Genomic DNA, 13333 nt, shown 5'->3' with positions numbered 1-13333 from the left:
GTTGTCAGCCCCTTTAATCTTCCAGCAAGCGGATCATGGAAATGAAATCTTCCTTACTGTGGCCCGCAGCCTCGGTGGCGGCTAAGGTTTGTAAAGTGCGCTCTAGTTGAGGCAGCTCGCGCTTGGCTGTCTTTTTGGCCAAACGCATGTCTTTGTGCAGGTTTTTGACTGAAAATTGCGGACTGTAGTCTGCCTCGCGCAGCTTGGGCTCCTTTAATTCTGCCAAGCCGGACCAAGCTACGTTGGCGCGTAGCACATCGAAAAAGCAGTCGTCGCTGATCTCGGCGCCGCGTGCGAGGGTAATGCCCTCACAGAGTGCTTGGCTTAGGCTGGCGATTTGCAGATTCATGGCCAGCTTGATGGCGGTCGCCTGCTGGGGCTCTCCAATATGGAAGCGCTTATTGGAGACAGTGGCGAGCAGGGGCTCCACTTCTGCCACTAAGGAGGCATCGCCGCCCAAGAAGAATACTGTCTGGCGCTGCTCGGCGGCAGGCTTACTACCGGTGAAAGGGGCCTCTAAGTAGCGTGCGCCAGTGGCTTGCACCATGTCTGCAAACTCGCGCGCACTTTCGCCGTCGATGGTCGAAGATTGAATCACCACGTGCCTGGCGTTGAGGTGGGGCAGGAGTTGTTTTAAAACGTCCCGCACCGAGTCCGCGTCGTACAAGCATAGCTGTAGATATTGCGCCGCTGCGGCGCAGCCCGCCAAGTCCGTCTGTTTCAAGTCCAGCTGTGGCTTAGGTGTGCGGTTCCAGCTGGCTACCAGATGGTTATCTGAAGCGTAGTGCTGTGCCCAAGTGGATCCAATGATTCCCAAGCCGATGACGGCTACTTTTATTTCGCTCATGCTCTCAGGATTCGGTCTCCGAAGCAGATGTCAAACGCAGTGCCGACTCTTTGCGTGCTTTGTTTGGCGCGAGCTCATATTTTTGATCGACAGACGCGCGTGCATTCAGAGAACTAAGCGCATGTCTGAAACATTCGAAAACGTCACCATCATCAAAAAGGCCAATGTATATTTCGGCGGCCAAGTCACTAGCCGCACGGTGCAGTTCGCCGATGGCTCGAAGAAGACCCTCGGCTTTATGCAAGCTGGTGATTACGAGTTTGGCACGGAAGCACCCGAGTTGATGGAGATGCTGGGCGGCTCGATGGATGTGAAGCTCGACGGCAGCGATGAGTGGAATACCTACGCGGAAGGACAGTCCTTTAATGTCCCAGGTAACTCTAAGTTCAGTTTGAAAGTTGCTGAGGGCGGCGCTGATTACTGCTGCACCTATCTCTCGTAGCCACTGCATTTTGTACGCTTGCGCTCGGGCAGCGACTGGCTAGTTTAGCTGCTATGGATGGCGTATTAGTTCTAACGATTAGTGGACAGGACCGCGCAGGACTTGTCGAAAAACTCGCGGATGTGATCGCGACGCACGGTGGCAACTGGGAGCACTGCCGGATGGCACATCTGGCCGGACGTTTTGTCGGCCTGCTGGAAGTCACTGTTGCGGGCGATTTACAACAAGAGTTGGAGATCGCCTTGCGCACGATTAGCGACCTCGATGTCATGATCGCAGCTGGCTCGACCTGTTCTCCGGCGGAGCCACTGCGTCAGTTTGACTTGGAAGTGGTGGGCAGTGACCAACCGGGCATCGTGCGCGATGTCTTTAAGGCGCTGGCACTCGCAGGCGTCAATGTCGAGGAGCTCAGCACGCGCGCTTACAGCGCGCCCAGTTCGGGCGGCATGCTTTTTGAAGCCAAGGCCCGCTTGGGCTGTGATCCTGAAATCGATCGCGAAGCGATTCGTGCACGTCTAGAGCAAATCGCTCAAGATGTGATGGTCGATATCCGCCTCTTAGATTAAGAGGCGGTTGTCAGTCTCTAATTTTTTGCAGTTTCCTCGCTTGCTTCCGCAGTATCTGTGACTGTTTCGGGGGCATTGCTATTAGTTAACTGTAGCGTACCGCAGGGCAGCACTCGGTCGCTGTTATCAGCTAAAGCGACAAGCTTGTAATGGTTGATCGAGCTGTCTGCATTGATTGTTAGTTGCGCATTCGAGTGACCTTGCCAGCTTTCGGGCGTTGTCAGGGCTGCGCCGTAGGCGCGCAAAATGAAGTCACTATCGGTAATTTTAAGTGTCTTCTCTTTGAGCAGTGTGTGTATCAGCAATTCGTTAACAATTGTGTTCTCGAATTCGGAGCTCACCTTAAATATGTAAAGATCACCTAGATTGGACAGGGTTTCCAATGCATTCGCTTCGTCACGTAATTTGAGTTGGTCAGGTGTGCGATCAACTAGATTCTCGCTTTCTAAGCCTAGCTTTTCAGCGGAGTCTTTGATTTTGATCAAGTGGTGCGCGACAATTTGCTGCGTGCCCAGGTCGATGGCTCGCAAGGAGAGTAGCCCTGAACTGGAGCCCGCGGGTTGTATCATTTCGATCACTAGCAAAGCCTTTTTGTCATCTTTGAAAATGGGTGCATTCTCATATTCAAAGATACTGCTGGTGGAGCCAGTGGTGTCGGGCTTTAGCTGGAAATCCACTGGAATCGTGACGCTAAACGCTGTGCCATCAATTTTGATGAGTTGGTCGTAGGTGTTGTTGTGTAACTCGGGGCTGGATCGCTGCGTACTCTCGCTGTCTTGAATAAAGACGCCATCAAAAAAGAGGGTTTCATAACCGAGTTCCCAACAGGTATTTAGAAGTCGTTTACAAAGCACTGTGATTGCATCGTCGTAGTTGGCTGATTCGAGGTCGTAATCGAAGCGCTTTAAATCCACTGCGACCTGATGGGATTGTTGCTGTTGTACGATTTGTAAGAGTTCAACCAGTCCTTGTTGAGAATTTTTTATCTGCAACTGAGCGCTTTCAATGAGCAGTTTGCCACGTTCGATGAGCGGTTGCACATCTTGCTCGGGATTTAAATTAGAGGGCTTGCTATTCGCTAAGTATTGACCGCTCTTTAAATCCGACTGTGCCGAGTCGATTGCACGTTCTAAGCGCAGATACTGCATCTTCTGGGACGCTGTCATGTAAGGCATTAAAGTATCGCTTTGTTTTAGGATACTTAGATCTATGGCCTCATCGTTGCTGGCAGCATGTGTAAGTGCTGGCAGTAGGGACAGAGCTAGAAGGAGAGACTTTGCGTAGGATCTGATTTTGGATCGGAGCATTGTATGATATGGGGATGTGGACGGGATGAAAAGAGAGAGTATTTCAACAGCAATGGCACATTGCCAAGTATATTCCTCTGTTCTGGCCCGGCTGTTTCGTAAATGGTGCAAGCTTTATCTCCGCTGTGGATTGACATTAGTCGTGGTTATGCTGTTTTGAGTTCTATGCAGTTTAACGAAGAATTAACTCTTGTTCGCGATACCGAGGCCACAATCATTCCAGCGGGAGAGATTAAGGTGCTTAGCTCAGGCACGCGCGCAGTCATTTCGCAAGCACTTGGTGGTACAGTCACCATACGCACAGACTCGGGGCTTTACCGCCTTTCGAGCCGTGATTGGGATGCGCTTGGAGCTGAAGCTCAGGCTCAGCTCGATGCTAGCGTTGAAGCTGAGCAGTCGGCGGATAGTGATGTGCCTTTTAGTGAAGAGCTCGTGTGGGATGCCATGCGTGGATGCTTCGATCCCGAGATCCCTGTCAATATTGTGGATTTAGGGCTCATTTATGATCTGCAATTGAGCCAACCAGATGCGGAGGGCCAGCACCAGGTTGAGGTTAAAATGACTTTGACGGCCCAAGGCTGTGGCATGGGCCCAGTCATTGCGGAGGACGCCAAAAAGAATATTGAAGCACTGACTGGCGTCTCAAAGGCCCAAGTCGATATCGTCTGGGATCCACCCTGGACCCCGCATATGATTTCTGAAGCTGGCCGCCAGAAACTAGGGCTAGAGTAGAGGCTAGCGAAGTCCTTCGCTGATGCGGCCGCTTAATTCTGTTTTAATTTTAGCTTTTGACTGATTAGATTGTCTTGCCAGTTGGCTGAACGAGTACACATTACCAGCTTTTGGAATGAGGGTGTAGCTCAGTTGGATAGAGCATCGGTTTTCTAAACCGACGGTCCTGGGTTCGAATCCCAGCGCCCTTGCCATTGCGTAGTCATGCGATTACCGCGAAGCGGAACTGGGATGAGAATCCACTCGGGGGTTCGACGTAGCGAACGCAGTGAGCGGAGCAGGGGCCAGCTTTAGCTGGATCGCGTAGCCAAGCGATTGAAAGCTGAACTCTCTGCGAGTGGTTGACTCTGGTGGCGAATGAGCCCCTTGTGGTTTAAATTTTCGAAAGTTCGGCTTCCATTGGGAGGGGGAGTTATGTCATATCTCATCGTTCGCTCTTTCGGATACGCCCTTTTATATACACTCAACCCTTTATTATGATACGCACGCTTGGACGCTCAGCACTCAGTGTGGTCTTTGAGCTGGGAGAAATTTCTCTCTTTGGCTTGGAGGCGCTCCGTGGATTTTTTGTGCAACGTGGCCGCTTGGCTAAGTTGACGCAGGCGATCCATGAGATCGGTGTGCGCTGTTTGCCAATTGTGGCGACGGTGGGCTTGTTCACTGGCTTGGTGATGGGGCTGCAGCTTTATTATACTTTGGTGAAGTTTGGAGCGGAGTCGGCATTGGGCACGGCGGTGGCGCTTTCGCTCATTCGTGAGTTGGGGCCTGTTTTGACTGCCTTGATGGTGGTCGGGCAAGCGGGCTCGGCGATGGCTTCAGAGCTGGGGATTCAGCGTAATGATGAGCAGATTGATGCTTTGCAGACGATGAGTATCGACCCGCTGGGCTTTTTAGTGGGGCCGCGACTGGTCGCGACTTTGATTTGTTTCCCGATTTTGACTGCGGTCTTCGATTTAATTGGGATTTTTGGGGGCTATTTGACGGGCTCGGTACTTTTGAATTTAGACGCGGGCGTGTATTGGAACCGTGCGTTTGAGAGCGTCAGCTGGGCGGATGTGCAGGGGGGCTACATTAAGTCGCTGGTTTTCGGCCTATTGACGATTTCGATTTGTGCCTATCGTGGCTTTAACACACACCGCAAGGCCTCGTTCCCCGGAGTGCGCGGGGTGAGCGAGTCGGCCACGCGCGCGGTGGTGTGGTCGAGTGTAATGGTGCTGGCGGCGGACTATTTAATCACTTCTTTTCTTTTGTAGTATGGATGCCTTTCTCAAAATTCGTGGTCTTAAGAAGCACTTTGGAGACAAGCGTGTGCTGGATGGGGTCGATCTGGACGTGGCGGCAGCTTCGGTGACCACGATCATTGGCAAGAGCGGCATTGGTAAGTCGGTGCTACTAAAATGTATCGCAAATCTCCTGCAGCCGGATGCGGGCACGATTCAGTTAGACGGGCAGGCGATTTCGCAGAGTCGGCGGCGCGCGAATAGTGATGCGGGCGTGTCTTTTAGTTACATGTTTCAAAATAACGCCTTGTTTGATTCGCTGTCGACTTTTGATAATGTTGCGCTGCCTTTGCGTGAGGCGACGAAGCTGGGGCGGGTGGATATCCAGCAGCGGGTGAGTGCGATGCTGCAGCAGCTGGAATTGAGCGATGCCGCGGATCGTTTCCCCGGCGAGCTTTCGGGGGGCATGAAGAAGCGAGTGGCCCTCGGGCGGGCTTTGATTACGAAGCCGCAGGTGGTGCTTTTCGATGAGCCGACCACAGGGCTGGATCCCGAGCGTAAGTATAGCGTGTTTGAAATGATTGCGGACTATCGTGAGCGCTTTGGGTTTACTGCGCTTTTGGTCAGTCATGATATTCCGGAAGTCTTTGAGATCAGCGATCAAGTGGCTTGGTTGGACGGAGGCCGCATTCAATTTTGTGGTCCGCCCGAGGCCTTGAACTCGGAGGCGCAGACGGCTTTGTCGGGGTTTTTAAGTAAGGCAAACTATGGCCGGAAAGCATCCGCTCAGTTTGGAGGGACTCAGTAATTTATGAATAATCGTAGCATTGAATTTTTCGTGGGCTGTTTTGTGCTCGTGGGGCTGGCGGCCGTGCTTTATCTGGCGATCCAGGTGGGGGGGGCACGTTTCTTTGGTAGCGATCGCTACACGATTACGGCTCGCTTTAGTAGTGCGAGCGGTGTGAATCCAGGCAGCCGTGTCGAGATTGCTGGCGTGCGAGTGGGGACGGTCAAGGAGGTCGTCTTAAATGAACGTTTTGATGCGATCGTTACGCTAGAGCTGCCCAATTCCTTGGAATTGGACGAAGATACGATTGCCTCTGTGAAGACGGCCGGGCTGATCGGCGACCGTTATATCAACCTCTCGCCCGGTGGCGGCATGCCGATGGAGCCTGGCTACGAAATTGTTGACACCGAGTCGGCGCTTGATATCGAAAGCTTGATTAGCCGATTTGCCCTTGGAGGTATTGACGAGAAGTCTGAATAGCTTACCCACATTATTATGCTCAAATATTTAACTAAAGCGATTTTACTACTGAGTCTCATTTGGGGCGCTAGCAGCGTTTCAGTTTCGGCTGAAGAGGCCCAGCGTGCCAAGCTACAGGGCACGATCGATGCGGCGCTCAATGTCATTTATTCTGACTGTTGCGCGAGCCTCTCTGATGAAGAAAAACAGGCAAAGGTGCGTCAAACCATAGAAGCCAGTTACGATCTGGACGTGATCATACGCCGGGCGATCGGCCGTAACTGGGGCGTGCTGAGTCCGCGTGAACAAGGAGAGGTTTTGGAATTAGTGAAGCAACTGGTACTCAAAGCCTACGTGAAAGGGCTGAAAGGTAAAGGGCGCCCGCAAGTTACATTGGGAGAAGTTACTACGACCTCTGAGGGGCGTATGGAGATCGAGTCCAAGATTTTCTTAGACGGTAAGACTTTTTACGTGCTCTATCGTTTGCGCAAAATGCAGTCTGGTTGGCAGATTTACGATATTGTGGCGGAAAATGTGAGTGTGGTCTCCAATTACCGTGAGCAATTAGACGATCATTTTCGTAAGGGAACAGGCGCTGAGCTGATTACTCGATTGAAGGAACTACTGCAACAAGATGAGATCAATGAAGACACTAAAATCTAAATTTTTTATCGCTCCTGTTATGGGAGCTGCACTGCTGGGCCTTACGGGCCTGCAAAGCTTGTCTGCACAAGGCAGCACGCTCTCGGACGAGGACTTTTATTACGAGGATGTGGCCTCGAGCTCCGATGTGTATGATCCTTTGGAAGTAGTGAATCGCTACACTTTCGAGTTTAACGATTTTGTTTATTTACAGCTACTAGAACCCGTGGTGAATGGCTATACTGCCATTACACCGGACCCGATTGAGCGTGGCGCGAGTAATTTCTTCGATAATTTGAAATATCCAGTCCGTTTAGCGGGCAATCTTTTACAGGGCCGACTAAAGGGCGCTTGGGTGGAAACGGGGCGCTTTGCGATTAATAGTACCCTCGGGATTGCAGGCATCCTGACACCTGCGGATTCTATTGAGGGCTTTGCGCCGATTAAATCAGAAGATGTGGGCCAAGCGCTGGGAGCTTGGGGCATCGGAGAAGGGCCTTACTTAATCTTACCGCTGTTGGGGCCGTCCAATTTACGCGACTTAGGGGGCTTGATCGGTGATCGTTCGGTGAATCCTTTGAAGGAACCCTTCAGCTTGATTGATGACTGGGATTGGGAGGCGCGTCTTGCGCTTTCAGGCTCTGAGTTTGTTGCAAAGAGTCCCGAAATCCTTCAGCGCTATAAGCAGCTGAAGGGGAGCGCAATCGACCCTTATAGCTCGATGAAGAACGGCTATACCCAATTCCGCCGCGGCGCGATTGCAGAATAGTCGGGCGATCCGATTTGCTAGCTCTCGCTTTCCAGACTATTAAGATCTTTCGATGTCAGTAGATCGATGAGCTTTTTCATCGCAGGGGTCAGCACGCGACCCTTGCGGTGGATGAGCGCGAGTGGGCGTTTGAAGACCTGATCTTTAAATTTGATCACCTTGAGCAGGCCTTGCGCCTCTTCGCGGGTCACGGTGGTCTGCGGCAAGATGGCGATCCCGGCGTTGATTTCGACAGCGCGCTTGACGGTTTCGACATTGTCGAACTCCATGACGGGCTCCATCTCCAAGTTGGCTTCGCGGAAGATCTGATCGGTCGCTTTACGAGTAGGAATATCAGGCTCGAAGCCGATGAATTTCTGGTCGGAGATTTCTTCTAGAGTGACATTGCTGTTGCCGGCCAAGGGATGCTCCGGACTGACTACGAGCACCAAAATGTCGTCGTGGAAGGGCAGCACTTCGAGTTGCTTATGCTTTTGCGGGTATGCAACCAGGCCCAAGTCGATGGAGTTGGTGAGAATGTCTTCGTAGACATTGTTGGCGCGACGGTATTCGACCCGAATGTTGACTTCCGGATATTTGGATAAAAATGCTTTCACATACGGTGGCAACTCGTGCAGGCCGATACTATAAACGGTCGAAATGTGGATCGTGCCGCTGATGACCTTCTTCATCTCCTGCAACTCGCTGTTGAGCTTGTCGTAGAGATAGAGGATTTCCTTGGCGGATTCATACAGTTTTTGCCCTTCACGTGTTAGACGAAATTGCTTTTGACTGCGATCTACGATTAGTATACTAAAGTGCTTCTCCATCGCCCGCAGTTGCTGGCTCACCGCAGATTGGGTGATGCCGTTTAGCTTCGCGGCGCGAGAAAAGCTTTCGCTCTCAACTAAATCTGAGAATATTTTGAAATTTTCGACGTGCATGAGATATTTGTATAACTGAGGCTTATTGAAATGCAATAATAAATTAAGCGATTCTAATGCATCTTTTTTTATTAATAAATTTTCTGAATAACTTATGATTGATTACTCTATTTTTGAGCAAAACTTATCGGCTGTCAGAGCCCGAATGGTCCAAGCTTGCGAGCGCAGTGGGCGACCTGTGGATGCCGTAAGGTTGCTGCCTGTCACTAAGAACCATCCGGTGGCTGCGGTGGAATATGTGCTGCGCAGTGGGATGGGCGCAGTTGGCGAAAATCGTGTGCAAGAGGCTGCCGATAAGCACAGCTCATGCAATACGGGGCTACAATGGGAATTAATTGGGCATTTACAGAGTAATAAGGCTCAGGATGCGGTGGCGATTTTTGACCGTATTCAGTCGGTGGACTCCTTAAAGTTGCTTCGTCGCTTAGATCGTTTCGCGGGGGAGCAAGACAAGACTCTGGCTATATTATTACAGTGCAACACAGGGGAGGACCCCAACAAGCACGGTTTTAAGGTATCGGAAGCGGACCTCGTGTTAGAAACGGCGCTGGGGCTAGAGCACTTACGGGTCGATGGGCTGATGACGATTGCGCCCTTGAGCGAGAATCCTGATGTCGCGCGGGCGGCCTTTGAAGCTTTGCGCTGCCTGAGGGATTCTTTAACGGAGCGTTTTGCGGTGCCGCTGCCGGAGCTTTCGATGGGGATGACGGGCGATCTCGAAGCGGCCATTGCAGCTGGATCCACTCAGATTCGAGTCGGCACGGCGCTCTTTGGTGAGCGGGAATATTAGGAGGATTATACGCGGGTGTGCCATTTAGGCTCGGCTTTTTAGAGTTGCGGGGCCTTCTCTGGCACTTTGTTGTTAGCGGTTTTTCTACCCCCACAATCGCATCAAAATTTAGAATATGTATCTTAAAGAGATTGTCATTAGTGGCTTTAAGAGTTTTGCCGACCGCACTCGTTTGGATCTGCGCCAAGGCGTGACTGCTGTGGTGGGACCGAATGGTTGCGGTAAAAGTAATATCGTGGATGCGATTCGTTGGGTGCTGGGGGAGCAAAGTGCCAAGGCGCTACGTGGCGCATCTATGCAAGACGTGATTTTTGAAGGCACCGACAAGCGTAAGGGCTTGCCGACCTGCGAGGTCAAATTGACTTTTACCGACTGTGAGGCGGAACTGGGCACTCAGTTTAACGAGGTGGCTATTTCACGTCGCGTCAGCCGTGATGGGGGCAGCGATTATTATATCAACGGCAAGGTGTCGCGCTTGAAGGATATTCAACGACTCTTTGCCAATACAGGGGTGGGGCGTGTGTCTTACTCGTTCATGTTGCAGGGGCAGATTGACCAGATTTTGTCGACCAACCCCGCCGAGCGTCGCACTATTTTCGAAGAGGCTGCGGGGATCACGCTCTACAAGGCACAGCGCAAGGAAGCACTCAGTAAGCTGGCGCTCGTCGATGCCAATTTGGCTCGGGTGACAGATGTCATCGATGAAGTATCTCGACAGATCGGCTCTTTAAAGCGCCAAGCCAGCAAGGCGCTACGTTACCAGCGTATTAAACATCGTTTGACTCACCTTGACCTGGCCTATAGTGCTTATCGTCATTCCGACTTGAGCCAGTCAATCACTCAGTTGGCTGAGCGAGCCTCTGGACTGCGTAAGCAAGTAGAAGCGCACACTGGTTCGCTGGAGCGTGATGAGTCCATTCTGATGGAAAAGAAGGCGCAGCGCGCGGGGCTTGCGCAAAAAATGGAAGAGTTGCAGCAGCGCGTCTATAATTTGCGTTCCGAAAAAGAGAACGCCGATAATCAGTCCGAGTTTTCCACGATTCGCTCTAAGGATATGGTGGCGCGCATCTCCGAGTATCAAAAAGAGATCGCCGACTTGGAGCAGCAGAAAGCGGAACTCGCCACCCGTGCGAAGGACGAGAGCGAGAATAAGCAAATGCACCTCGAAGTGGTGGATGACTCCGACCGTATCTTTCGTGAGCGTAACCAAGAGTTGGCCGCCGCGCAGGAACAACTTGCCGCCATGGAAGGGCAGCTTAAAAAGCGTCGCCAAGATCTACTGACCGCAGAAAATCGTATCAACCGTGCACGCTCACGCTGCACCACACTCGAAGTCGACCTCAAGACCTACCAAGTCAAGCACGCCTCTTTGACCGAGAGTGCGCTGAATTTAAAAGAAGAAGTCGTGGCTCTGGAGCAGGGCTTAGCTGAGGTTCAAGGCCTACTTGAGCGGCGCCGCGCGGAACAGGCCAGCAGTGAACAAGCGGTTGAAGAAGCACGTGCGGATTCGCGCGAGATTTTGACGCAATATCGCAGCTTGCAGGAGCGCATTCAAGAGCAAGACCGTGGCATCGCGCGCAAGACGGCTCAACTCAATGTGCTCGAGAGCTTGCAGGCTAAGTTTGAGGGCTTTGGTGAGGGCGCGAAGGCGATCCTTGGGGATAAATTACACGATGTGGTCTCGCAGGATCGTGTCTCGATTATTTCAAAGGAACTTAAGGTCGATAGCACCTACACCACCGCTCTAAAGACTCTACTGGGATCGGCGGCGGACGCATTGTATATCGGTGATTCTGCCACCGCACTCTCCGTCATTGGCAAGCTGGATGCCGACTTTTTAGGGCGTGCTTGCTTACAAATTGACCTACCGCCGGGCCGTGCTGTCGCTGTCGGCGAACTACCGGCAGGATTGGTTGCCGCTGCGGATGTGGTGACGGTGCGTGATGCTAAGCTGCAAGCGCCGGTGGATCGTTTACTTTCGGGCTGCTACTTTGCAGATAGCTTAGAGTCGTTTCTCACGTATTGGCAGGCGCAGCCAGATTTCGATTTCCTGCTGGTTGCCACTCGTGACGGGGAGACCGTTGATTGTCGTGGCCTGATCCACGGTGGGCGTACGACGGGTAAAAAATCTTCCAGTGTGCTGGAGCGTGAGTCTGAGATTCGCAGTTTGCGTCAAGAGATCGGCGCCGAGCGTGCGGCACTCGAAGAGTTGCGGGGACAAGCCGAAACACTTGAGGAACGACGTAATGTGGCCGAAGCCACGGTGGAAGCGCAGCGTAAGCGCTTAGGCGATCTGGCCAGTGAGGTCTCCGGTCTGGTGGCCGAAGAGCGCAATCAAAGGCAAAAAATCGAGCAAAACGCTCGCACGCGCAGTCAGGCCGAAGACGAGATTTTTCGCCTCGATGAGAAACATGGTGATTCGATTACCGAGTTGGAAAATGCCCGGGAGGAACTTGCGGGTGCAGAGCAAAGTCTGAAAGACGAGCGCCAGGGGGGCAGCGACCTCGAGGCCGCGATTGATGAGGCTCGTCAGCAGCGTGATGCCAGACGTGAGGCGCTCTCGGATGTGCGCCTCGAATTGGCGGAGAAGAAGCAACGACTGGAATCCGTCGACCGTGCTTTGAGTGAAGTGCAGCGAGAGACCGCCAGCTTAGAGCACCGAATCGTGCGTCGACATCAGGAAATTGATACCATTAACGAGCAGATTGCACAATTGAAGCAGTCGAGCGAGCACCAAGCCAATAAGAGTGTCGAGTTGGCCAAAACCTTGGCCATCGCAAATGATGAACTCGACAAAGATCGCGAGCAGCTACAAGGCATCGACGCGGTGATCAATGAAATTGATGAAGGACTCGCAGGGCGTCGCAATGAGAGCCGCGGCTTGGATAAAGACTTAACCAAACTTGAAATTCGTCTGGCCGAAGAGCGCTCGCAGCTTGGATTTATTCAAAACACCGCGCTGGAAGAGTATCAGATCGACCTATCACAAGTGGACTGGAAGGCGGAGCTCTGGGAGGGCAATGTTGAGTTCGAAAAACGGGTCAATCTCGACGAGTTAGATGACCCCGATCAGCTGGCGGCGCAACCCAAGCAAGAGCGCCGCGACCCCAGCGAAGAAGAGCTGGCCGAGATGGACCACACCGACTGGTCCACCATCGAAACCGAGGTCGGTGAACTCAAGGGCCGCATCTCTAATATGGGCCCCGTCAATCTGGACGCTATTAGCGAATACGCCGATTTGAAAGATCGGCACGATTTCTTGCTCAGCCAGAGCGAAGACCTGAATCATTCAAAAAACAAATTGGTCGAGACTATCGACGAAATCAACGAGACCTCTCAGGCCCTCTTCCGCGATACCTTCGAACAAGTGAAGAAGAATTTTGCATTCACCTATGGCAAAATTTCCGGCGGAGGCGATTCCGACCTCGTTTTGGTTGACTCTGATGACCCGCTAGAGTCGGGGATTGATATTATCGCGCGCCCCCCGGGTACCCGCCTGAAAAGTGTGACACTGCTCTCTGGTGGGCAGCGCACCATGGCGGCTGTTGCCTTACTTTTCGCCATCTATATGGTCAAGCCCAGTCCTTTTTGTGTGCTCGATGAGATTGACGCTGCCTTGGATGACGCTAATATTGGACGATTCTGTGATACTCTGCACGGATTCACCGATAAATCTCAGTTCTTGATCATTACACACAATAAACGCACGATTTCCAATGCGGATACCGTCTTCGGCGTCACGATGCCAGAGAAGGGGGTCTCCACCTTGCTATCCATGCGGTTTAATAAGGATCATAAACGTCCCGAGATCGCAGCTGACGAAAATCAGCAACCTTTCTAATCTTGCTA

At 52.2% G+C, this 13333-nt stretch carries 13 protein-coding genes and 1 tRNA gene; 11 read left to right on the top strand and 3 right to left on the bottom strand.

The genetic code is table 11. The features are described from left to right. Nucleotides 1-13: 13 nt before the first annotated feature. Complete coding sequence (locus QEH52_RS04815) at nt 14-847, bottom strand: NAD(P)-dependent oxidoreductase (RefSeq protein ID WP_308948940.1); 834 nt, start codon at nt 845-847, stop codon at nt 14-16. Nucleotides 848-968: 121 nt separating this feature from the next. Between QEH52_RS04815 and ppnP the strand changes: the two genes are divergently transcribed. Continuing rightward, nucleotides 969-1289, top strand: a complete 321-nt coding sequence (gene ppnP, locus QEH52_RS04810) for a pyrimidine/purine nucleoside phosphorylase (protein ID WP_308948939.1) — start codon at nt 969-971, stop codon at nt 1287-1289. Between the two features lie 53 nt (nt 1290-1342). Beyond that, the gene (locus tag QEH52_RS04805; RefSeq protein WP_308948938.1) at nt 1343-1855 is read left to right on the top strand and encodes a glycine cleavage system transcriptional repressor; all 513 of its coding nucleotides are present in this window, start codon (nt 1343-1345) and stop codon (nt 1853-1855) included. 17 nt (nt 1856-1872) lie between these two features. On the opposite strand, the gene QEH52_RS04800 is transcribed toward QEH52_RS04805, so the two are convergent. Beyond that, nucleotides 1873-3030 carry a hypothetical protein gene (locus tag QEH52_RS04800; RefSeq protein WP_308948937.1) on the bottom strand — a complete coding sequence of 386 codons (1158 nt, stop codon included), beginning with the start codon at nt 3028-3030 and terminating at the stop codon, nt 1873-1875. 297 nt (nt 3031-3327) lie between these two features. Between QEH52_RS04800 and QEH52_RS04795 the strand changes: the two genes are divergently transcribed. The 7 genes from QEH52_RS04795 (at nt 3328) to QEH52_RS04765 (ending at nt 7771) form a co-directional block, all read left to right on the top strand. Continuing rightward, nucleotides 3328-3894 (top strand): iron-sulfur cluster assembly protein, encoded by a 567-nt coding sequence (locus QEH52_RS04795; protein ID WP_308948935.1) that lies wholly within the window; start codon nt 3328-3330, stop codon nt 3892-3894. Nucleotides 3895-4011: 117 nt separating this feature from the next. After that, nucleotides 4012-4088 (top strand) — tRNA-Arg (locus tag QEH52_RS04790). Between the two features lie 282 nt (nt 4089-4370). After that, nucleotides 4371-5147: an MlaE family ABC transporter permease gene (locus tag QEH52_RS04785; protein WP_308948934.1), complete on the top strand. Its 777-nt coding sequence runs from the start codon at nt 4371-4373 to the stop codon at nt 5145-5147. 1 nt (nt 5148) lies between these two features. Continuing rightward, entirely contained in the window at nt 5149-5922 is a 774-nt protein-coding gene (locus tag QEH52_RS04780) for an ABC transporter ATP-binding protein (protein ID WP_308948933.1), read from the top strand. Between the two features lie 3 nt (nt 5923-5925). After that, nucleotides 5926-6381, top strand: coding sequence for an outer membrane lipid asymmetry maintenance protein MlaD (mlaD, locus tag QEH52_RS04775; protein ID WP_308948931.1), 456 nt, complete (start codon nt 5926-5928; stop codon nt 6379-6381). 15 nt (nt 6382-6396) lie between these two features. Continuing rightward, a complete protein-coding gene (locus tag QEH52_RS04770) occupies nt 6397-7023 on the top strand; it encodes an MlaC/ttg2D family ABC transporter substrate-binding protein (protein WP_308948930.1) in 627 nt (208 codons plus the stop codon). Beyond that, on the top strand, nt 7004-7771 hold the full coding sequence (locus QEH52_RS04765; protein ID WP_308948929.1) for an MlaA family lipoprotein: 768 nt from the start codon (nt 7004-7006) through the stop codon (nt 7769-7771). Before QEH52_RS04770 ends, QEH52_RS04765 begins: the two co-directional genes overlap by 20 nt. A 17-nt stretch (nt 7772-7788) precedes the next feature. Here QEH52_RS04765 and QEH52_RS04760 read toward each other — a convergent pair whose 3' ends face one another. Further along, nucleotides 7789-8694: a LysR family transcriptional regulator gene (locus tag QEH52_RS04760; protein ID WP_308948928.1), complete on the bottom strand. Its 906-nt coding sequence runs from the start codon at nt 8692-8694 to the stop codon at nt 7789-7791. A gap of 94 nt (nt 8695-8788) precedes the next feature. Between QEH52_RS04760 and QEH52_RS04755 the strand changes: the two genes are divergently transcribed. Together QEH52_RS04755 and smc are read left to right on the top strand one after the other, a co-directional pair. Then, complete coding sequence (locus QEH52_RS04755) at nt 8789-9484, top strand: YggS family pyridoxal phosphate-dependent enzyme (protein ID WP_308948927.1); 696 nt, start codon at nt 8789-8791, stop codon at nt 9482-9484. Nucleotides 9485-9599: 115 nt separating this feature from the next. Then, entirely contained in the window at nt 9600-13325 is a 3726-nt protein-coding gene (gene smc, locus QEH52_RS04750; protein WP_308948925.1) for a chromosome segregation protein SMC, read from the top strand. Nucleotides 13326-13333: the final 8 nt, after the last annotated feature.

Origin of the sequence: Thalassobacterium maritimum, from assembly GCF_031127805.1 — a bacterium.
In the GTDB taxonomy this organism is placed as follows: Bacteria; Verrucomicrobiota; Verrucomicrobiia; order Opitutales; family Coraliomargaritaceae; genus Thalassobacterium; species Thalassobacterium maritimum.
The sequence above is the reverse complement of the archived record's forward strand: the minus strand, read 5'-3'. Positions and strand labels throughout refer to the sequence as shown.

What these genes read in the sequence shown, in the direction of transcription:
- QEH52_RS04815 (WP_308948940.1), bottom strand. Translation starts at nt 847, where the DNA reads ATGAGCGAAATAAAAGTAGCCGTCATCGGCTTGGGAATCATTGGATCC.
- ppnP (WP_308948939.1), top strand. Translation starts at nt 969, where the DNA reads ATGTCTGAAACATTCGAAAACGTCACCATCATCAAAAAGGCCAATGTA.
- QEH52_RS04805 (WP_308948938.1), top strand. Translation starts at nt 1,343, where the DNA reads ATGGATGGCGTATTAGTTCTAACGATTAGTGGACAGGACCGCGCAGGA.
- QEH52_RS04800 (WP_308948937.1), bottom strand. Translation starts at nt 3,030, where the DNA reads ATGCCTTACATGACAGCGTCCCAGAAGATGCAGTATCTGCGCTTAGAA.
- QEH52_RS04795 (WP_308948935.1), top strand. Translation starts at nt 3,328, where the DNA reads ATGCAGTTTAACGAAGAATTAACTCTTGTTCGCGATACCGAGGCCACA.
- QEH52_RS04785 (WP_308948934.1), top strand. Translation starts at nt 4,371, where the DNA reads ATGATACGCACGCTTGGACGCTCAGCACTCAGTGTGGTCTTTGAGCTG.
- QEH52_RS04780 (WP_308948933.1), top strand. Translation starts at nt 5,149, where the DNA reads ATGGATGCCTTTCTCAAAATTCGTGGTCTTAAGAAGCACTTTGGAGAC.
- mlaD (WP_308948931.1), top strand. Translation starts at nt 5,926, where the DNA reads ATGAATAATCGTAGCATTGAATTTTTCGTGGGCTGTTTTGTGCTCGTG.
- QEH52_RS04770 (WP_308948930.1), top strand. Translation starts at nt 6,397, where the DNA reads ATGCTCAAATATTTAACTAAAGCGATTTTACTACTGAGTCTCATTTGG.
- QEH52_RS04765 (WP_308948929.1), top strand. Translation starts at nt 7,004, where the DNA reads ATGAAGACACTAAAATCTAAATTTTTTATCGCTCCTGTTATGGGAGCT.
- QEH52_RS04760 (WP_308948928.1), bottom strand. Translation starts at nt 8,694, where the DNA reads ATGCACGTCGAAAATTTCAAAATATTCTCAGATTTAGTTGAGAGCGAA.
- QEH52_RS04755 (WP_308948927.1), top strand. Translation starts at nt 8,789, where the DNA reads ATGATTGATTACTCTATTTTTGAGCAAAACTTATCGGCTGTCAGAGCC.
- smc (WP_308948925.1), top strand. Translation starts at nt 9,600, where the DNA reads ATGTATCTTAAAGAGATTGTCATTAGTGGCTTTAAGAGTTTTGCCGAC.